The following is a 21,268-nucleotide window of genomic DNA, read 5'->3' as shown; positions in this document are numbered from 1 at the left end:
TTAAATTATCCTCCTATGGTAATCATACTTCTGTTCTTGATGGAATCCGCATCCAGTTTTTCGAAATGCTCAATAAGCTGTCCGCCAAGTTCTTTTTTCTTACTCCTAATAGAAGCTTGGATCAATGGAAGAATGTCTTGATTGTTTCTTAAAGGACCCAGTAGGTCTGTCTCTCCATCAGAGAAGAGGCAATTTTTGAGCTTTCCATCAGCCGTCAACCGCATCCTGTTACAAGTACTGCAAAATGGTGCCGTCATGGTGCTTATAACGGCAAAAGAACCTTCATGTCCTGGAATCATAAAGCTCTTTGCCGTATCATGTGGTGCGGCTTTAACCGGAAGCATGGTAAAGTCTTTAGCTATGGTAGCCAGTATTTCGTCAAGGGAGAACATTTTATTGCTGGTCCATTTGTTTCCGCTGAATGGCATAAATTCAATGAACCTGATTTGGATGGGATTGTGCTTTGTCCAATCTATAAAATCCTTAATTTCATTATCATTGAGCCCTTTCATCACTACGATATTTATTTTAACAGTAATTTTGTGATGTAAAAGCAGTTCTATATTGCTGCGTACCTGATGGAACAGGTCTCTACGTGTAATGAATAAGAATTTTTCTGGCTGAAGGGTATCTAGACTAATGTTAACCGTTTTAATACCGCCTGCAATTAGTGCAGGGAGCATTTCTGCAATACGTGTTCCATTAGTCGTGATCACCAATTCCACCGGAAGTTTACCTAAAGCAGTTATGATCGCGGCCGCATCTTTACGCACCAAAGGCTCTCCACCGGTTAACCGGATTTTTTTAACACCCTGCTTTACAAATATTTTTGCAAGCTGCACAATTTCTTCTGTCTGCATTAGTCTTGAAGCCGGGGTAAAGTCATATTCTTCCTCTGGCATACAGTAGAAGCAGCGGAAATTGCAGTTATCAGTAAGTGATATCCGCAGGTAATCGTGCACTCGTCCAAAAGAATCTGTTATCATTGGTGTTTAATTAAATTATTGTAATCCGTTTCTGTATCTATATCTATATGTCCTAACTCAAAGGGGATAGTTTCTGTATCCTCCATGTTTAATTCTACAATGCTTTTTGCCCCTGTATTGCCGGTAAGAGACAAAAGCTTTTCAAAGTATTTTTTACTGAATAGGACAGGAGTACCTACCGTTTCAGCATAACTACTGGCAATGATGCCTTTACTACTCAGCTTACGCTTTTCAAGGAGTTTCTCAAAGACTTTTGAAGTAATGAAAACCTGATCCGCGACCGCAATGATTACGTTTTCTATTTCCTTTGATTGATTCCCTATCGCAGACATCCCTGCAACAATACTCGAGGATATTCCTGTTTGCCAGTTAGGATTGACAATATACGCAATTCCCAGGTAAGTGTGATGGTTTAATATTTCTTTTGAATAGGCACCAAGAACCACAACAGTTGGTATAAAGGGTATTTTTAAGGCTTCTTCGGTTACTAAATCCAACAGTGTTTTGCCTTTATACTTTAAGAGTTGTTTGGGCCGACCCAGGCGGCTTGAATTCCCTGCTGCCAATATGATGATCCCCGTGTTCATAAATTAGAATAGACATGGATTGGGCTCCTTTTTACTTTCAGGGAATTTGTCGAAGCACCCGAAAAAACAGATTTAATTTCTGCAACAATAGAGATGGCGATTTCTTCTGCAGTTTCTGCTCCGATATCAAGGCCAATCGGTCCATGTACCCGGGATTCGTTTTCCGGGGTATTCCTGTTCAGTTCATCGAGCATCCTGATCAGTTTCTTTTTAGGTCCAAGAATACCAACGTATGGCGCATTGGTGTCTAGAAGAAGATTCAGGAGCTCAAGATCATAATTGTAGTTGTGGGTCATCAGCACGAATGCTGTTTGTTCATCTATGTGGACTTGTGATAGAAGTTGCTCCGGTTTGCTGACCAACACCTGGTTTGCATTTGGAAAACGTATTGTTGAGGCATGAGTGGGTCTGCCATCAGCAATCGTTACCTCCCATCCTAAAAGATAAGCTACCTCTGCCAACGGTTGTACGTCGTTTCCGGCACCAGCAATAACCAAAGAAATGGATGGCCGGATAAACTCTAAAAACCCGTCTATATTTTCTTCAGGCGTTTGATAATTACTGAAAACCGAAGTTTTATTATCCCATGCCTTAGCCACATCATCCATTATTGATTGTTTTATTTCTACGGGGATATTAGATTGGAGGTTCTCTTTTCGGTAAAGCATACTTGTGCCAGGTTGCACTTTTGAATCTAGAGCGAAAAGTGTGACCAAAACCGCATCCTCACGTTTCTCGCTTAAGGCAGCTAAAATGGCAACTGGATTGAATTCTTCCTCTTCAACTATCGGTTCAAAAAGGATATGGACAATGCCGTTGCAGCCTAGTTGTACACCAATCTTTGCATCCTCTTCATCGGTTGTATCATAAGTGATGAGCTTGTTTTCCTGTTGCACAATAGCCGAAAGTGCTTTTCTCAAGGCATCACCTTCCAAACAGCCCCCACTAATGGCGCCTGTAAGTTGCCCATCTTCCGTAATCAGCATTCTGGCTCCTGGTCTGCGATAGGAAGATCCTTCTACCTTTACTACGGTTGCCAGTGCTGTCTTTTTGTTTGCCTTCAAAGCTTTTTGATAGGCCTTAAGTATGTCAGCAATTTCTTTCATCAGAATCTCGTAATTAAACAGCGCTTAAGTCAAATGGAAGTTTCCTTATCCGCTTCCCTGTTAAATCAAATATGGCATTTGTAAGGGCAGGGGCAAAGGCCGGTAAACCCGGTTCACCAACTCCGCCTGCATCAGCGTCATTTTCCATAATGTGCACTTCTATTGGTGGTATGTCCGTAATTCTTGGCATTTTATAATCATAGAAGTTTCTTTGCTCTACCAGCCCATCTTTAAATGTGATTTCGTGAATTGTTGCCGCACCTAATGCCATTATTATACTTCCTTCTACCTGGGCTCGGATGATATCAGGATTTACGTACCATCCACAGTCCATCACCGCCCAAACCTGATCTATTTTAATTTTACCACTGGCATCTTTGGATACTTTTACAATTTGGCCCACTGTACTGGAAAAGCATTCTGTAATGGCAGCGCCAAAACCTTCATTTTTCTTCCTTTTCTTCCAGCCCGAAACTTCCTCCATTTTGTCAATCAATCGCTGGCATCGTTCATCCTGTAAATACTGTCTCCTGAGATCCAGAGGATCTTTGCCTGCTGCTAATGCAACCTCGTCCAGAAAACTTTCATAGGCAAATCCATTGGTAGAGGCATATACAGACCGCCACCACATGGTAGGAACAGGTGTTTCAAATTGTACTTCGGCAAAGCTGATGTTTTTGATGCTGTCGAAGTAGGGTTTAAGAAATCCTTCGGAGGTACTTCGGTTCGCCTGATCTGTTTTTCCACCTCTCCAATGGTCATTATTCTGACCTGACATGCGGAATTTGAGTGCAGTTACCTCTCCGTTATGAATAGCACCCTGGCACCTGTACGAAATGCCCGGACGATATGGTCCTTGGGTAGCATCATCCTCTCTTGTCCACACCACCTGAACCGGAGCTCCGATTTCTTTGGAGATCATTGTGGCCTCATGAGGATAATCCATAAATGCTTTTCTGCCAAATCCACCACCCAGGAAAGTCATGTTAACGATGACTTTTTCTTTAGGCAAGCCCAATTGGCCACTGATGTAATCCTGTACCCATTCCGGAGCTTGGATAGGTCCCCAAATCTCCACCTTGTCGCCTTGATAATGAGCGACACAATTTACAGGTTCCATGCAGCTATGCGACTGATAAGGAGTCTGGTAAACTACGTCTATGGTTTTTCCTTCCTGTCTAAGGATATCATCTGGATTTCCTTGTTTTTTTAGGTACAAACCTTCCTTGGTTTGGAGATCTTCTTGCTGGCGTCTATAAATTTCAGTGGTGTTGATGTGTTCGAATCCGGAATCATCCCATTCTACCTTTAATGCTTTTTTCCCCTGCATCGCTGCCCAGGTGGAATTTGCAACAACGGCTACACCCTCACGAAAAGTATTAAAAACACCCATGCGAACTTTAAAAACCTTTGTAACTCCTGGTATTTTCAGAGCTGCACTGGCATCAAAACTTTTTACTATTCCCCGTAACCTCGGATTACGCTCAACAGTTGCATAAAGCATGCCTGGTAACTTCTTATCCAGACCAAATATTGCGGTACCATTTGTTTTTAGGGGGGTATCCTGCCTGTGTAGTGGTTTGCGGATCAGTTTATATTCGGAGATTTTTTTAAGGACAACTTCTTTCGGTGCTTCTAGTTTCGAAGCATCTACAACGAGTTCGCCATAGTGAAATTTCTTTCCTGAAGCTTTGTGTAGCACATGGCCTGATTCGGCATAGCAGGCAGTAATGGGCACATTCCACTTTTTTGCTGCGATGGTGATCAGCATAATCCGGGCAGTTGCGCTTAACTTTAATAAATTCTTATAAGATCCGCGTATGGTTGAACTTCCGCCGGTAATCTGACTGCCGTACTTTTCTCTGTTACCTTGGGCGAGAATAATATTTACCTCTTTCAGGTCAACTTCGAGCTCTTCGGCAATAATTTGTGGAACGGACTGAAAAGAGCCCTGACCCATTTCGGCACGATGGTTAAAAATAGTGACTTTGCCATCTGTATCTATGTGGATCCAGGCGTTCAGTTCTACTTCTGATTTTGGTACCCCACTTGTATTCACGATTTCTGCTTCTTTGGCGCTTGAAGGGAAATAGAAACCTAGGCATAATGCTGTGCCAGCCAGACCTGAAACCCTGAGAAAATCTCTTCTGGAAACTTGATTAGTACTCATAGTTGTAGATTTAATTTATTTGCTTTTAGGAGCATATGCCCCAGTATTGATCCATGTTTCCCATGCTTTTTTGAATGCTGCATGGCTCATTGGTGGCTGTGAGCGTCCCTCTCCCGAATTCCATCCCGATAAAACCAACCCATCGTCGGCATGTTCCAATAATTGTTTCATAGACTTATTGCCATTTTGCTTAGGGTTTACCAGTTGTTTAGCCAGTTCATGAGCTGTTTTGCCCTGGAATACCATTTTCATATCTGCAGGGGGCAAATGCCAGTCTGGATTTCCCGGTGGAGTATGTAAACCAGGTGTGTTGTTTGGCTGATGGCAATTTGCACATTTCATCGCAAATACGCCTTTGCCGTCCTGCCCTCTTTTTGGATGCATCTCATGCAGGTGACTGTCGTCTCCCTGTAAAGGGATATCTCCCGAGGGGTGACAGTTCATGCAGCGTGGGCTCATTAAAACTTGATAAACCTGTTCAAAGGCTCTTACTGATGCTATGCTGTCCTTTTTTATTTTCTGTATAGTCTCTCCAGTAACATTGGGACGGTTGTTCAATGTACTCAAGCCGAAAGCCATGATTCCAATCATGGAGAGGATAACTGCCATGATAATTATTGATCTTTTCATTTTGTTCCGCCTTCCTTTTTATGCAGTTCTGCTGCTAGGTGAATAGCTTTTCGAATGCGGGGATAGGTACCGCAACGACAGATGTTTCCGGACATGGCACTATCAATATCCTCATCTGTAGGATTTGGATTTTCCCTCAATAGTACAGCTGCCGACATCAATTGACCAGAATGACAATATCCGCACTGCGGCACATTAACTTCATTCCACGCCAACTGTAGCGGATGGTCATTGTTTTTTGACAGTCCTTCGATGGTGACGATTTTTTTACCTTCCGCCCGGCTAACTTTGGTTACACATGACCGCACAGCTTCTCCATTTAAATGAACTACACAGGCTCCACATTGAGCAACACCGCATCCATACTTGGTTCCGGTTAGACCAACAAGATCACGAATGGCCCACAAAAGGGGCATATCTGGATCTGCATCTACCTCATAAGATTTTTGATTGATATTTAAGTTAATCATATGCTAATGGTTTTTGGTGATATTTCTCTATTAAAATACTGTTTTTTCTACTTATATTCTTCTATTAATGTAAAATCATCTGCCTTATCCTTAACAACTTGCCACACGGTTATGATACTTTTCATTTTCAATTCTTTAATTCAAAGATCAAAATAACTAAAGGCATTGATGGTAGATGGATTACGGGTATTACTACCAATATTACTGATTGAGATAATTTGATAACAATCGAACTTATAGAATGTCTAAATTTGTTTCAATAAACTAATAAAAATGATTGGAGTAGTTCTTTCAGGTGGTCAAAGTCTAAGAATGGGAAAGGATAAAGGTATGTTGCAAAATGGGCAACAAACATGGGCACAACAAGCATTTGCTAAGTTGTCATCATTACAAAATCCTGTTACCATATCCGTAAATACACTACAATTACCAATATACCAAACTGTCTTTTCTACCTCTTCATTAATCATAGACGATCCTGCCTTGTCTATCGGTGGCCCACTTAGAGGCATCTTATCCGTACACCTTATTTATCCGAAGGAAGATTTACTTGTACTTGCCTGTGACATGATAAATATGGAAGTTGATCTTTTAGGCTTCCTTGTTCAACAGTATGAGGATAATCCAGCTGATGCGTTGGTCTTTATGAATGAAAAGCAATATGAACCACTATGCGGCATATATTCAGCAAAGGCATTGGACAAGATATATGCCTTGTATATGAATCAAGAGTTACGTAAGCATAGTATGAAATATGCGCTTGATCAACTAGAGGTCAGTCATCTTCCTGTTTCCGAAAAATGGAAGGCTTATTTCGATAACTATAACACACTAAGTGATTTAAATAATCTCTAAGGCTAATCTATTATTCTTTGGTTGAATATCTCTCATACAATTCTTTTTAGACTGATTTTTTCTTAATTTTAAGAATGATTATTTTATTAAAACCGCACGGAAATGGAGGATTTAGAATTAGTTTCCATTAAGCAGATACTTGTCAGAAAGGTTAAAGGTTTAACAAGTGTGCCGTTATCGGATCTGCTTTCCGTAGAAGAGCCCCTTGAAATAAGAATAGCTTATGGTCCCAAGTCAGAGCGGATACAAAAGAATATATCTGTAACCATGCGCACGCCAGGTAATGACCTGGAACTTGCGATCGGCTTTTTGTTTACAGAAGGAATTATTTCTTCTTATCAGGATGTGACTGATGTCTACCACGTAGATATGAAATGTTCATCACAAAAGCAGAATATTGTGCAGGTGGAACTCGCTGAAAATTTCATGCCTCAGTTGCAGCAATCGGACCGGAATTTTTATACCACCTCCAGTTGCGGCGTATGCGGAAAAGGCTCTATTGAATCTATTAGGACAGTTAGCCCCTTTAGTAATCAGGATAAACCTCAGTTGAATTTATCAACAGATATTTTATATGAATTGCCAGGAAAGTTAAGTGCAGCCCAAAGCGGATTTGCAGCTACCGGAGGTATTCATGCATCAGGCCTTTTTACTGTCAAGGGTGATTTAGTTCTGTTGCGGGAAGACGTTGGGCGACACAATGCGCTTGACAAGTTAATTGGCAAGGCATTACTGAAAGATACCCTGCCATTGGATCGGCATATTTTATTGCTGAGTGGAAGGGCAAGTTTTGAATTAATTCAGAAAGCCGCCATGGCCGGCATTGCAATCGTTGCAGCCATTGGCGCGCCATCGAGTCTTGCGGTGGAACTTGCTGCAGAATTTGATATTACACTTTTTGGTTTCCTGAAAGAGGACAGGTTCAATATTTACAATTTAAGTAGTAGAATATTAATACCAACATCGTATGAAACCATCATGATTTCTCAAACCACATAGTAGTATGAAAAATCTGATAGCTTCATCACAATTGAAAAACAAATAATATACAGATGAAAATTAGAATTAAAGGCAACTCGCTGAGATATAGACTTACCAAATCTGACGTAGCAAAACTGGGATCTGAAGGCTTTCTGGAGGAACGTTCTGGTTTTGTGGGTAAAACACTGGTGTATGCCATTGAAACTATAAATGGTGATGTCCTGTCAGCTGATTACATTGGCGACCGGATAGTCCTAAGTATACCAAAAACAATGGTTGATGAACTCAACAATACAGAGAGAGTTGGTTTTAATGACTTGAACGGTCCTGTTAGTTTACTCATTGAAAAAGACTTTACTTGCCTTGATAATGTTGAAGAAGATCAGAGTGATAATTTTCCCAATCCATCTCTAAACAAATGAGCCATGGAAAAAGAGAAAAAAGAACCGGCTGCAGAAAATCCATACAAATTATTAGACCTGAAATTAACAAAGGTTGAAAAATGGGCAGCAGGAGTGCCTGCAGTGATGGCGGCATTTGGTGATCTTTTTGAGGAGGGGGTACCCATTCGTGGTACAAGAGCTTTATTTAGGATGAATCAAATTGGGGGATTTGATTGTCCGAGCTGTGCCTGGCCTGATCCAGATGATGATCGATCTCCTTTGGGCGAATATTGTGAAAATGGCGCGAAGGCCCTGGCAGAGGAAGCAACTACCAAAAAAGTCACTGCAGATTTCTTTAAAAAAAACTCCGTCTTCGATCTGGCCAAATTAACGGATTTTGAAATAGGCCGTAAAGGGAGATTGGCCGAACCTGTTTATTTGCCAAAAGGTGGTACTCATTATCAGCCTATCAGCTGGGACGATGCTTTTAAAAAAATAGCGGAACACCTGAATGCACTAGAAACACCAGATGAAGCTGCTTTTTATACTTCTGGCAGAACGAGTAACGAAGCTTCATTTTTATATCAGCTCTTCGCAAAAGAATTTGGCACCAACAATATGCCAGATTGCTCTAATATGTGTCATGAAACATCAGGCACTGCTTTGTTTCCAACCATTGGTATTGGAAAGGGAACTGTAAAACTAAATGATTTTTACGATACAGATGTGATTGTGATTATTGGGCAAAATCCTGGGACCAATGCGCCCAGAATGATGAGTGCCCTGGAAAAAGGTAAAAAAAACGGAGCAAAGATCATTGCGATTAATCCTTTACCAGAAGCCGGATTGATGGGATTTCATAACCCTCAGCAAATAAATGGTATTATTGGAAGTGGTGCTAAGCTTGCGGATCTTTATCTGCCTGTAAAAATAAACGGTGATATGGAGCTTTTAAAGGCTATCGGGCTCCTGCTGATTGACTTTGAAAAAAAATCTCCGGGCGAGGTATTTGACCAAAAATTTATTGCAGATAAAACTATTGGGTACGATGCCTTTATCAAACAGTTTGACCATTACAAACTAGAAGATCTTGCAGCTGCCTCTGGGGTATCACTAGCTGCGATTTATGAGGCTGCTCAAATGCTTGCATTCAAAAAGCGGATTATTTTTTGTTGGGGAATGGGGCTTACACAGCAACCTAACGGAGTAGAGATGATTCAGGAGATCGTAAACTTACTGTTGCTTAAAGGAAGTATTGGTAAGCCTGGTGCTGGTGTCTGTCCGGTTCGGGGACATAGCAATGTTCAGGGTAATCGTACCATGATGATTAACGAAAAACCCAGCAACGAACAGTTGGATCGCATTCAAAAAGTCTTTGGCTTTGATCCTCCCCGCGAACACGGATACGATGTGGTAGGGGTAATTAAAGCGATACACGAGGGTAAAGTAAAAGTCTTTTTCAGCATGGGGGGCAATTTTTTATCGGCAACACCCGACACTACTTTTACTGCTAAAGCATTAAGGAAGCTTAATTTAAGTGTTTCGGTTTCTACCAAACTTAACCGAAGCCACCTCGTGCATGGGCAGGAAGCATTAATTCTTCCAACCTTTTCACGTAGTGATATCGACATGGTTAATGGTGAACCACAGTTTGTGAGTACGGAAAATTCAATGGGCGTAGTACAATCATCTAAGGGCATGCTAAAGCCAATATCGGATAAGCTCGTGAACGAAACACAGATTGTATGCCGGATGGCGATTGCAACTTTAGGGAGCAGATCGGTTATCGACTGGCAACGCTATGCCGATAGCTACGATGCGGTAAGGGAGGACATTGAAAAGTGCATCCCAGGTTTTGAGAATTATAACGTAAGGGTGCGGCATAAAGAAGGATTTTATTTGCCTAATGCTGCACGAGAAGGGAACTTTATTACTAAGAAATTTGGCGATCGGGCTCCATTTACCCTAACCTCCATACCTGAAAATGTACTTGCCCCGGATGAATACATGATGGCGACAACGCGTACGCATGACCAATTTAATACCACAATATATGGGCTTGACGATCGGTACCGCGGGATTAAGAATGAGCGTCGGGTTATATTTATGAATCAAAAAGATATCCAGAAAGCGGGATTTGTAGATGGCGAAAAGGTAGATTTGTTTAATTATGATAATGGTATCGAAAGGATCGCACCTTTGTTTATTATCGTTTCGTACCAGATACCAGAAGGGAACACCATGACTTATTTTCCTGAAACCAACGTGTTGGTTTCCATTAATAATGTTGTTCGGGGAAGTAATATGCCAGCCTCAAAATTTGTTAAAATTAAGATCAAAAAACATAACACTAAAATATACGAATTGATAGACCAATTATAAGTTAATCTACAAAWYMSGMWTTNSTRGRTWTMTWWNTNMTTCMTRTGGAATTTGTGCCTGCTCAAAAATCGAATATTCAATAGTCCTGCAAATGGTATTAAGAGCTAGGTCGTTTTCTTCTTCTCCAAACGGCTCGCCAATTTCCTGTATGATCGCATCTAAAGCAATAAAAGTATAGCTAATAAGTAACACGATCAGAGGCATCATCCACCCTAAGCTATCTACCAAACCAAAGGGTAACCAAAAACAGTAAAAATAAACCGTACGATGTAACAAAACACTATATGCAAATGGTAAAGGCGTATTGGAAATTCGCTCACAACTTCCTACGATTTGAGAAAACTGATTAAGCCTGTTATCTATAGAAGCTAAAACAATGGTGTCAATATGATTTTTCTTGTTTTGTTTGCTGACCCACTCTCCTATGAAATCTAAAATGATAACTGGAATATGTCTTTTATCTCTTAAATACTCCACTTGCTCTGCAGAAAGTAGTCGGGAAAGATGTTCTGTTCCAGATTTATTTCTCAACTGATAATTAAGAGACCAGCAGAATGCTGCTATCATTTTTATGAAATCTTCTTTGCTTTTTTTCCCTTCAGGAGAAGGATCATTTATAAACGTCTGCACCTGCCTTGTCAAAGACCTGGATTCTATAACTAGTGCGCCCCAAAGTTTTCTTCCTTCCCAATATCGATCATAACTCGCCGTATTGCAAAAACCCATAAAAATGGCTAAAGCCAGACCAATTAAGGTAAAAATGGTGGGGTTAAGGTGTACCTTATAGTCATATATTTTCCCCTTAAAGTATAGGGTGATCAATGATAATACTGCAATAACTATAAGTTGGACAATAATTTTATTTATTACGGATCCTTTCCATATAAATAACATTTTCAGCCAATTGGTACGCTGTCTTGTGATCATCTTTTATTTAAGTATTTACTTATAGTGGAGATTTTATTTCATACATCAAAAGCATAACAAAATTACAAAAAAAGCCGTTGAATCTTTTTTCTGCTGGAATCTTATCTCAAGTTTTTAATTTTAAATCTTAAATTAGAATGATATGAAAAGACCCATAACGCAGGAGTCACAAAATATAACGGACTACCCGAATAATAATACCATATTCACTGTTTGGAAGTTTAAACACAATATAGAAATCAAACCTGCATTCGAAAAACTTTGCGGTCTGATAGCTAACCTTAACCATTCTTATATTATACGGGTTCCGGGCGGGCGGGTAAGTTGTGTATTGGGTATTGGTCATGATGCCTGGCTTCAACTTTCATTACCCWCACCACTACCCAAAGAGCTGAAGAATTTTGAACCTGTTACCGGTTTAAAACATACCGCTGTAGCAACTCCAGGGGATTTGCATTTTCATTTACGTGGTACCGATATGTCCGTTTGTTTTGATATGCTCACTGCTATAACGGAAGTATTAGACCCAGTTGCAGATTGTTTGGAAGAAATACATGGTTTTAGGTATTGGGACGGCCGATCCATCCTCGGTTTTGTGGATGGTACAGAAAATCCGGTAGGCGATCAGCGCGAGTTCTTTGCTACGGTTGGTGACGAGGATCCGGTTTATGCGGGAGGAAGTTACCTTTTTGTGCAAAAGTACCTGCATGATATGCGAGGCTGGACAAAACTCCCGGTCGAAGAACAAGAAAAAGTAATAGGACGGTATAAAATGAGTGATATTGAGATGCCTGATGACATAAAGCCTGAGAACTCGCACAGTGCCTTGGCAGCTATAGAAGATGAAGATGGCAATGAGCTGAAGATTGTGCGAGACAACATGCCCTTCGGATCCCCGTCTAAAAATGAGGTTGGCACATACTTTATTGCATACGCAAGTACGTTTAGCACTACTCATAAAATGCTGGAAAGAATGTTTATTGGATTTCCGACGGGAAATTACGACAGGATACTTGATTTTAGCACTGCATGCACCGGCAGCTTGTTTTTTGCCCCATCGGTGAATATGTTGAAGCAATATACAGCCGATGGTGTTTCCTGACTAAGAGAAGACTGCTATAATTTTATTTAAAATCAAAACTTTTTAGGATTGTATCAGTTGCTAATGATATCATGGAAACAAATCATAACAATGATCCGGGAGCAAGTCATGTCCCTGAGCAGCAGAACGGAACGGAAATGAATGCCGTAGAAAAGGTTGAACTAGCCTCGATAGCCGAAGCGATAGATTTTTTTAAGATTGTGAAGGAAAGATTACTGGACGTAAACCAATGGACAAAGATAGCAGGTACTAAAATGTCAAATTTTTACCTTACGGATTCCAGTGGTCATCAGGTAAGCAGGTCCGCAATAAACGGCGATCATATCAAAATTGATATTCCTGGTCCGGGAACGACTACAGGTAAGGGCTATGATTGGGTTCGGATTGAACAGATTATCACCGAGGAATTGGATGATGCTGAAGTATTGAGCATCACGGTACGACCTTCAGCTAACCCTTTAAACGACAAAGAGGGTACAGCGCACTTTCTCACAGAGGAAGCGACCTCTACCTTTCAAGTCAAGCGTATTGGCAATATTGTTAGTGCGGAGGAACACGGTAGGAACGAGATGCCTAATACCGGTACCGATAAGGCCCTTGATAATATCCGCAATGTATTTGTAGGCTGGGGTGCTAAAATCGGGCTGTCTTATCCTCAATGGAAAGCTCTTGTAAAAGGGTTGCTAACTATTCGGGCTTAAACAATGTACTGCCGTCTGTTTTGATCTGCCATGAGGTAATAGGATTCATATGGTAACCGCCCATAGCCGTGCCACGTGCTTCAGCCAATTGCTGAAGGGTTGGCTGTACATATCCAGTTTCATCAACGGCGCGACTTAGTATTTCCGTTGGATTACCATTCCATTGCCAGAGATGCCTGAAATAAGTATGTGCCTTACTCAGCACCGGATCTTGCAATCTGGCATCTTGCCACGTTTTCCCCGCATCAGTACTCACTTCAACTTTTTCAATTTTTCCTCTTCCACTCCATGCAATTCCCCTGATCTCAACCCAGCCAGGCATTATCTTTTGAGGATAAGAAGGGAAGGTTATGATTGACCTGGCATCCATTTCAAAGCTGAACATTCGTATACGGTCTTTTACCGGGTATGTATATTTTGATGTTTCTTCTCTGGTCATATAAGGCTCATCAGATAATTCTATTCTTCTTAGCCATTTGATATTCATGTTGCCTTCCCATCCTGGGAGCAACAGGCGTACCGGATATCCTTGTTCTGGTCTGATGGCCTCTCCATTTTGTGCATAAACGATCATGGCATCGTCCCAGGCCTTTTTTACAGGAACGCTGCGGGTCATGACAGCAGCATCTGAGCCCTCTGCCAGGAACCATAAAGCCTTTGGATCAGCACCTACTTCACGAAAAAGAGTTGACAGCATAACTCCGGTCCATTCGCTCTGACTGGTTAGCCCTAGTATTTCCTGTGGAGTTAATTCTTCCTTTCCTCCGCGAAAATTACCTGCACATTCCAGGAAACAGATTCGGCTCACAGCGGGAAAACGCTTCAGCTCTGCAAGTGTAAATTTCATTGGACGTTCAACCATTCCATGGATCAGCAACTCATATTTTTGTGGGTCAATGATAGGTACGCCGGCATGATGTCTTTCGTAATGAAGATCAGAAGGAGTGATGGTGCTGTGAAAATCTTGCAAGGGGCTACGTGAAGAGGTCTCCGAAAACTTACGTATAGGGTGTTCAAAAGTTGACCGCTTGCCTTGTGCGCTTGGGCCGGGGCCTATTGTTTTTGTGGGGTCTTCTGGTGGTTCAGGGACAGTATGCGGTCCCGTTTGTACATGTTTTGCAAATATCGGATTCACTGGTAAAACAGCGGCAGCAACCATACCGGCAAGCAAGGTCCGGCGACTTATTTTGTTGGATTTTATAACTTGTTTGTCTTTTTTTTGCACTTTCATTGCTCCTTACCTGACTTCAGGCCCTCCTTTACGATCATCCATAATGAACAGTTTTTTTGCAGGCATAACGATACCTGGTAATGTTTTTGCATTCAGGAACTGATTTTGTTTAATAATTTTATTGGCATAAAGCAGATAGGCAGTAATGCTGTATACCTCATTATCAGTCAATGACCCGGGTTGGTTGTAAGGCATTGTTCTACGGATATAGTCAAACAGGGTAGTTGCATACGGCCAGTAATTTCCGATGGCCTTAGGCCTGCTTTTCGCTAAAGTATCGCTAACCAGAAGGGGAGCAGGGAGTTTGATTTTTGAAAGATCTGTATCGTTATTACCATGGCAAGCCATGCATTTTGATGTATATATTACTTTACCTTTTAATACATCACCTTGGCCCGCAGGAAGTCCTTTTCCATCTGGACGTACATCTATATCCCATAAGGCAATTTCTGTTGTTGTTGCCAACCTCCCAAAGCCGAATCTTGATGGATAACTTGTCTGCTGGGCAGATACCTGATGAAATAAAATCAGACCTAGCAGGGCCGTTCCAACAACAATTTTTATTTTCATTTCTAATTGACAATTGACCTTATGACTGCCAAATATAATAAAATCTAGTAAATCGATAGAATTAATTTGTTTTTGTAAAAWRTRMCGKYAYWTTTKWSAAAAAMRAATYAATTNCTRTNGATTWAMTAGAYWYWWGKAWAWWYRRCYNCKCMRSAARWMMKWWKMCAYCWRRWCKNTACAYCTRWAGTTGAAATTCTCAGCTTACTGTTGTTGCTGTTTCSMKMMAYRRCRYTYTTSCKAYCYYMKYWMMAAMATMWWRACAGGATAAAATCCTGCCTTTACGTTGGCCATCAGTATGCAACGCCAATCACCTACTGAAATGCCACTAGTTTCAACCAACAATTAATTAATTAAAACTTTTTAAAGTTATGCAAAATTTTAAAAGGGAGAGGCCTTTATTTAGCGCCAGCTCCTTTGTTAAAAAGACATTATTGCTATTTAGCAGTCTAGTAATGTTTTTATTTATCCCTTTGATTTCCAAATCACAGACCCATACAATTGTCAATTCTACTTTAAAAGGACAGGTCATAGATCAGGTAACCAGAAAAGGAATCCCAGGTGCCAGTGTAAGTATTACCGGTACCACGCACTCTGTACAGACCGACAAAGATGGCAAGTTCAACTTTGTAACTGGTCAGAAACTGCCCTACACATTGGTTATCACCTTTATTGGGTATGAGAAAAGGGAAGTCATAGCCAGAACTGAATCTATTGAAATAGAATTAAAGGAGGTTACCAATCAATTAAATGATGTGGTAGTAGTGGCCTACGGTTCGCAGGAACGTAGAAACGTAATCGGATCTGTTGTAAAAACCAATCTTGATGATGTAAAGAACATTCCGGGCGGCAGCTTTGAATCGCAGCTTCAGGGAAAAGTAGCCGGTGTACAGATCACCAATAATACAGGTGTGCCGGGCGAGACTGTAAATATTCGACTGCGCGGGGCTAATAGTATTAATGGCAACAACAATCCTTTGTATGTGATAGACGGGGTATTTATAAGTAATACCAGCTTGCAGACTTATGATACAGGTGGTAAATCCACATCGCCTATTGCTGATATTAATCCGAACGATATTGCGAGTATTTCTGTGTTGAAAGATGCTGAAGCAACTGTACTTTACGGGGTTAGGGGAGCCAATGGAGTGGTTATCATTACCACCAAACGTGGCAATTTTAACCAGAAGCCAAAGCTTGATCTGACTGTAAATAATGGTTTTGCAAAAGCCATCAAACTGTGGGATCTGGCTACCGGCCCGCAACACGCTGAGTTGATTAATGAGAATTACATCAATACTGGTGGAACTTTTGCTACCCGTCCGTTCCGCCCTGTTTCCGAAGGAGGCAGAGGTTTACCTGAAGAGCAGCAAACTTACGACCGCTTGAGTCAGGTTTTTCGTACTGCTGCGCTGCAGAATTACGATGTTTCTTTGGCCGGAGGAAACAACGGAACCAAATATTACATTTCGGCGGGATACAATAAACAGGAGTCCATCCTGGCGCCTATATCTTTCGATCGTGCCAGCTTCAAGGCAAATTTTGATCAGAAAATCACCAATAAAATAACAGTCGGCATAAGCAATACCCTGGGTAGGACTCACCGCAATGAAGGCCGTGCAGGAGATGGGCCAGCTGGTGGTTTACTTCAGGCGGCACTACATACGCCTACATATCTGTCACCTTATAATGCACAGGGAGTTTTGGTAGGTCGGGCTGGCTTTGATAATGTACAGCTTTTGCTTGAAAATTACGACATCAACTCTACCAGTTTGCGGTACATTGGTAACCTGTATGGCGAGGCAGAAATTTTGCCGGGACTGAAATTCCGTTCCAGTTTTGGTTTGGACTATACCAATTACCCTGAATCTGAATATTGGAATACTTTCCTGATCTCGGGAAGTCCGAATGGTCTGGCTACTTCATCTGTCGGCCAGCGTACCTCGCTGCTTAATGAGCAAACACTTTCCTATAGTTTTAAGGTCAATGATAAACATACATTCGGCATTTTAGTGGGTAATACACTGCAAAGCGATGTAAGCAGTACCACTTCAGCTACCGGCAGGGGCTTTGCCAACAATTCTTACAAGCTTATTTCCTCGGCTGCGGTAACTACTGGCTCAGAAAGGTGGTCAAGAAGAAATCTGGCTGCCTTCTTTACTAAGCTGGATTATAATTTCGATGGCAAATACCTGCTTGATTTTAGTTTGCGTGCGGATGGATCATCTGCATTCGGAAAGGACAAGCAATGGGGGTATTTTCCTGGAGTAGGTGCAGCATGGCAGGTTAAAGAAGAAAACTTTTTGAAAAATGTGGATTTCATCACTGATCTGAAGATCAGAACCAGTTATGGTATTACAGGAAGCCAGAATGGTGCCGATGATTTTTCTTCACTTGGCCTTTGGTCTGGTGGGTCATCATACCTTGGAAACCCTGGTACAGCGCCTCAGCAAATTGCCAATCCTGATCTTGGCTGGGAGCAAACTACCCAGTTCAACACAGGATTTGATCTCTCTTTATTTGAGGGCAGACTGGCATTTTCATTTGACTACTACAGGAAATACACCAGTGATGGCATAATTTCCAGCCCGTTGGCAGCTACAACAGGCTTTAGCAGTTATACTAAAAATCAAATAGAGATCAGTAACAGGGGCTATGAGCTGGGAATTAGCTCTACCAATATTAAAGGAAAGGACTTTAACTGGACAACCAGTTTCAATATATCCGGAAATAAGAATAAAATAGAAAAATTGTCTGCCCCTGTAAAGTTTGGAAGCAGGGATTTGATCTGGAATATAGAGGGAAACCCTTTGTATTCTTTCTACCTATATAAGGAGCTTTATGTAGACCCACAAACGGGTAACGTGGTATATGATGATTACAATAAGGATGGTAAGATCACTGCTGCAGATAGGCAGATCTATGGCAGCGTATGGCCTAAGTTCTTTGGGGGTATGGGCAATAATTTTTCCTATAAAGGATTAGACCTAGGTGTGTTCTTTTCCTTCTCTTATGGAAACAAGGTGTATAATCACAACAGGTTTTTTGGTGAAGCAGGTGGAGCACGTGATGCGAATCGTATCATTTTTGCGAGTAACGTAGATAGGTGGCAGAAACCTGGTGATGTAACAAACACACCAAGGCCCGATGGAATTAACAACAACAACTATAAAGATGATGGCAGCCGCTGGCTGGAAGATGCTTCTTTCCTGCGTTTGCGCTCTTTGGTACTTGGCTATACACTTCCTAAATCTATTACAGAACGGTTTAAGCTGGATAGGGTGAGATTGTCAGTGACGGCTAACAACCTGTTCCTGATCACCAATTATACAGGCCTTGATCCTGAGTCTTCTGCCAGCAGTTCACAAAATGCGCAGGGGATTGATCTGGGTACACCACCACAGCCACGGAGTTTTCAATTTGGTATAAATGTCTCCCTATAATCAGGGATAAGAAATTAGAAATCATGAAAAAAGCAATACATATCTTGTCCTTATTTAGCGTTCTGTCCTTTACCTCTTGCGAGAAATACCTGGATGTAGAACCTCGCGCATCAGTGTCAGATAAGCAGACAATCTACGACAATGCATCATCGCAAACTGCACTAACCGGGGTTTATGCTGCACTAGCATCCGGATCTTATTATGGGACCACATTTCAGTCAATAGGATATCTCAATGGGGATAACATACAATGGACAGGTTCACAATCGCAAGTTCAGGAATTCATAAATCATAATGTTAGTGCGGACAATTCTACCATCAGCAGTGCTTGGTCTGCCATTTACCTAACCATAAGCCGGGCTAACCAGGTTATTCAAAAGGTTCCCGGGGTGACAGATCCACTCCTTAACCAAAGTACAAAAGACCAGATCGTTGGTCAGGCTTATTTTATTCGTGCATTAGCCTATTTTGATCTGGCCCGGACCTGGGGTAGCGTACCGTTAATCACCAAGCCTACTGAAACGGCAACTGATAATAGCGGAATTCCACGCAGTCCGCAAAATGAAGTATATGCACAAGTACTGAGCGATTTGGATAAGGCAGAACCTTTGTTGACTGAAACTACAGACAGGCATAGAGCTACCCGAAAAACAGTATGGGCATTAAAGTCGCGGTATTATTTATACAGAGGCGACTGGGCAAATGCAGAATTGTATGCAACAAAGCTGATTGTTGATAATGCGAATTACAAATTGTTGAAACCTTTTGGAAGTTTCTTTCAAAATGATGCCAGAGCCACTCAGGAGTCGGTTTTCGAACTCTTTTACAGCGCTGCTGAAACCAATGGACATCGTGGACAATGGCAGCCTCAACAAAATGGAGGAACTCGCCAATGGGCACCCAATGATGCATTTGTAGCATTGGTAAATGATCCCCTGATTGGGGGTACAAGAAGTGTTCTTGTGGCAAAAGACAACCAGAACCGATGGTATGGCAATTTATATTACAGGAGCCCTGCAACAGATCCTTCTTATCTGATTCGCATAGCTGAACTTTATTTGATCCGTGCCGAAGCGCGAAGCAACCAGGCTCCAGAAGGTGCAACTGTTGTCAATGATAAGTTAGCCGGTGGTGTTGCCGACCTGAATGCTGTGCGCGACAGATCCGGACTGGCGGGGACGCCTGCAGTTACCAAAGCTGGGGTACTGCTGGCCATCGAAAACGAAAGAAGAGTTGAATTTGCTTTTGAGCCTCACCGCTGGTTTGATCTGGTAAGAACAGGAAGGGCATCTGCTGTGCTGAACATTACTGACGTCAGGAAGTACCTGATGCCTATTCCCAATGATCAGCTGCTGATAGATCCGGCACTAGGGCCAAATAATCCAGGATATTAAAATTTATAGATTATGACGACTATTAAATCAGACCAATCTTCTCCTGAATGGAAAGGTTATGAAAAGATTGCCTTGCGCTTCTTTTTCATTTATTTCATTCTTCAAACCATTCCGCTTGACTGGAAATACTATAAAGGGATCTTTGCCATTAACTGGTTTAATCTCAAGTACGGAGATATTTTTTTCATTACCAGGTATTTCCCCAGCTTTGGTTCAGCCACGGGAAGTTTTATCGACTGGATCATTATTGCCATCATAGCAGCAATAGGAGCTGTAATATGGGCTAAAAAAGAGAAACCAGATACAGATTATAGCATTTTGTACTACTGGTTAAGAACTATACTAAGGTACAGACTAGCTATAGGGATTATCGGTTACGGGTTTATTAAGTTTTTTCCGCTACAGGCACCCTTTCCATCCATCAGCAATCTGAATACCGGTTATGGCTACTTTACCGACTGGAAGATATTCTCTCTGAGCCTTGGCGTAGTGCCTGGTTACGAGTCTTTTCTTGGCGGAGTAGAACTGCTTGCAGGCATCCTCTTATTCTTCAGAAGAACAGCCTCAATAGGCGCGTTTATTATACTGGTGTTTACAGGTAATGTATTCATCTCAAACCTTGCGTACGAAGGCGGTGAATATGTTTACAGCTTTTACCTGATTTCGCTGGCTATATTTGTATTAGCCTACGATGCAAGGCGAATCTATAACCTGATTTCACTCGGCAAACCAACTGTGCCGAATTTATTTAAGCCCATATTTAGCGGATGGTTAAAAAATGGCAGGATTGTTTTGAAAACTGCAGTGATCTTCTTTTTTGTATTTGTTTATGGGTTTAAAACCTATAAGGGTTATAAGAACGATCCTTATCAGTTTCCAAAAGCAAAAGGGTTAAAGGGGGCCAGTGGGATCTATAATGTTAGTGAGTTTAAACTTAATGGTAAGGTATTCCCTTATTCTGCTACAGATTCAACAAGATGGAAGGATGTAGTATTTGAGAAATGGGCCACAATCAGTATCCGCTCAAACAGGCCGGTTATACTTGAATCTAGCAACTATGAACAGATCAGCTATAAAGATAAAGACAGAAACTATGAGTTGGCCGGTTCCGGTGGAAGACATTATTACAGCTATAAAGCAGATACAGTAAACCATCTGTTGTTGCTGCAAAACAAAAACAGCAATTACAAGAACGATAAACTGATACTGAGGTATATTAGGCCAGATAGCGCAACAATAATCCTTTCGGGCGTTAACAATTCAAAAGATTCCGTTTACGTTTTGCTGAACAAAATCGACAAGAAGTATCCGATTAAACTTGGCCGTCGTAATCGTTTGAAACTTTAATACTCA

17 protein-coding genes and 1 pseudogene are annotated in these 21,268 nt (G+C 41.4%); 9 read left to right on the top strand and 9 right to left on the bottom strand.

Features of this window, described 5'->3' with window-relative positions:
• Positions 1–5: 5 nt before the first annotated feature.
• Genes moaA through N824_RS00465 form a run of 6 tightly spaced genes read right to left on the bottom strand, consistent with a single transcriptional unit; the run spans position 6 to position 5,949 of the window.
• Positions 6–986 carry a GTP 3',8-cyclase MoaA gene (gene moaA, locus N824_RS00490; protein WP_048903176.1) on the bottom strand — a complete coding sequence of 327 codons (981 nt, stop codon included), beginning with the start codon at positions 984–986 and terminating at the stop codon, positions 6–8.
• Positions 983–1,573 carry an NTP transferase domain-containing protein gene (locus N824_RS00485; protein WP_048903175.1) on the bottom strand — a complete coding sequence of 197 codons (591 nt, stop codon included), beginning with the start codon at positions 1,571–1,573 and terminating at the stop codon, positions 983–985. Before N824_RS00485 ends, moaA begins: the two co-directional genes overlap by 4 nt.
• Complete coding sequence (locus N824_RS00480) at positions 1,570–2,679, bottom strand: XdhC family protein (protein ID WP_048903174.1); 1,110 nt, start codon at positions 2,677–2,679, stop codon at positions 1,570–1,572. The genes N824_RS00485 and N824_RS00480 overlap by 4 nt, the downstream gene beginning before the upstream one ends.
• 13 nt (positions 2,680–2,692) lie before the next feature.
• Positions 2,693–4,849 carry a molybdopterin cofactor-binding domain-containing protein gene (locus N824_RS00475; protein ID WP_048903173.1) on the bottom strand — a complete coding sequence of 719 codons (2,157 nt, stop codon included), beginning with the start codon at positions 4,847–4,849 and terminating at the stop codon, positions 2,693–2,695.
• A gap of 15 nt (positions 4,850–4,864) precedes the next feature.
• On the bottom strand, positions 4,865–5,479 hold the full coding sequence (locus N824_RS00470; protein ID WP_048903172.1) for a hypothetical protein: 615 nt from the start codon (positions 5,477–5,479) through the stop codon (positions 4,865–4,867).
• Complete coding sequence (locus N824_RS00465; protein ID WP_048903171.1) at positions 5,476–5,949, bottom strand: (2Fe-2S)-binding protein; 474 nt, start codon at positions 5,947–5,949, stop codon at positions 5,476–5,478. The genes N824_RS00470 and N824_RS00465 overlap by 4 nt, the downstream gene beginning before the upstream one ends.
• Before the next feature lie 273 nt (positions 5,950–6,222).
• On the opposite strand from N824_RS00465, the gene N824_RS00460 reads away from it, so the two are divergent.
• The 4 genes from N824_RS00460 (at position 6,223) to N824_RS00445 (ending at position 10,550) form a co-directional block, all read left to right on the top strand.
• Positions 6,223–6,804, top strand: coding sequence for a molybdenum cofactor guanylyltransferase (locus tag N824_RS00460; RefSeq protein ID WP_048903170.1), 582 nt, complete (start codon positions 6,223–6,225; stop codon positions 6,802–6,804).
• Between the two features lie 102 nt (positions 6,805–6,906).
• Positions 6,907–7,803: a formate dehydrogenase accessory sulfurtransferase FdhD gene (gene fdhD / locus N824_RS00455; RefSeq protein WP_048903169.1), complete on the top strand. Its 897-nt coding sequence runs from the start codon at positions 6,907–6,909 to the stop codon at positions 7,801–7,803.
• 53 nt (positions 7,804–7,856) lie between these two features.
• Positions 7,857–8,207 carry a hypothetical protein gene (locus N824_RS00450; RefSeq protein ID WP_048903168.1) on the top strand — a complete coding sequence of 117 codons (351 nt, stop codon included), beginning with the start codon at positions 7,857–7,859 and terminating at the stop codon, positions 8,205–8,207.
• A gap of 3 nt (positions 8,208–8,210) precedes the next feature.
• Positions 8,211–10,550 (top strand): FdhF/YdeP family oxidoreductase, encoded by a 2,340-nt coding sequence (locus N824_RS00445; RefSeq protein WP_048903167.1) that lies wholly within the window; start codon positions 8,211–8,213, stop codon positions 10,548–10,550.
• Between the two features lie 6 nt (positions 10,551–10,556).
• On the opposite strand, the pseudogene N824_RS00440 reads toward N824_RS00445, so the two are convergent.
• A pseudogene (locus N824_RS00440) lies at positions 10,557–11,477 on the bottom strand (bestrophin family protein).
• Between the two features lie 142 nt (positions 11,478–11,619).
• On the opposite strand from N824_RS00440, the gene N824_RS00435 reads away from it, so the two are divergent.
• Both N824_RS00435 and N824_RS00430 read left to right on the top strand, forming a co-directional pair.
• On the top strand, positions 11,620–12,579 hold the full coding sequence (locus N824_RS00435; RefSeq protein WP_200869779.1) for a Dyp-type peroxidase: 960 nt from the start codon (positions 11,620–11,622) through the stop codon (positions 12,577–12,579).
• A gap of 71 nt (positions 12,580–12,650) precedes the next feature.
• The gene (locus N824_RS00430; RefSeq protein WP_048903165.1) at positions 12,651–13,280 is read left to right on the top strand and encodes a hypothetical protein; all 630 of its coding nucleotides are present in this window, start codon (positions 12,651–12,653) and stop codon (positions 13,278–13,280) included.
• Here the strand turns inward: N824_RS00430 and soxC are convergent.
• Together soxC and N824_RS00420 are read right to left on the bottom strand one after the other, a co-directional pair.
• A complete protein-coding gene (soxC, locus tag N824_RS00425) occupies positions 13,267–14,511 on the bottom strand; it encodes a sulfite dehydrogenase (protein WP_048903164.1) in 1,245 nt (414 codons plus the stop codon). The two genes, N824_RS00430 and soxC, sit on opposite strands and share 14 nt — an antisense overlap.
• 6 nt (positions 14,512–14,517) lie before the next feature.
• Complete coding sequence (locus tag N824_RS00420) at positions 14,518–15,081, bottom strand: c-type cytochrome (protein ID WP_084498133.1); 564 nt, start codon at positions 15,079–15,081, stop codon at positions 14,518–14,520.
• A gap of 452 nt (positions 15,082–15,533) precedes the next feature.
• On the opposite strand from N824_RS00420, the gene N824_RS00415 reads away from it, so the two are divergent.
• From N824_RS00415 to N824_RS00405, 3 genes are read left to right on the top strand one after another with little or no spacing between them, the layout of a single operon-like run.
• A complete protein-coding gene (locus tag N824_RS00415) occupies positions 15,534–18,521 on the top strand; it encodes a TonB-dependent receptor (protein WP_235206946.1) in 2,988 nt (995 codons plus the stop codon).
• A gap of 23 nt (positions 18,522–18,544) precedes the next feature.
• Positions 18,545–19,915, top strand: coding sequence for a RagB/SusD family nutrient uptake outer membrane protein (locus N824_RS00410; RefSeq protein ID WP_048903162.1), 1,371 nt, complete (start codon positions 18,545–18,547; stop codon positions 19,913–19,915).
• A 12-nt stretch (positions 19,916–19,927) separates the two neighbouring features.
• A complete protein-coding gene (locus tag N824_RS00405; RefSeq protein ID WP_048903161.1) occupies positions 19,928–21,262 on the top strand; it encodes a hypothetical protein in 1,335 nt (444 codons plus the stop codon).
• Positions 21,263–21,268 lie beyond the last annotated feature (6 nt).

This window comes from Pedobacter sp. V48, from assembly GCF_000523515.1.
GTDB lineage: Bacteria > Bacteroidota > Bacteroidia > Sphingobacteriales > Sphingobacteriaceae > Pedobacter.
The sequence above is the reverse complement of the archived record's forward strand: the minus strand, read 5'-3'. Positions and strand labels throughout refer to the sequence as shown.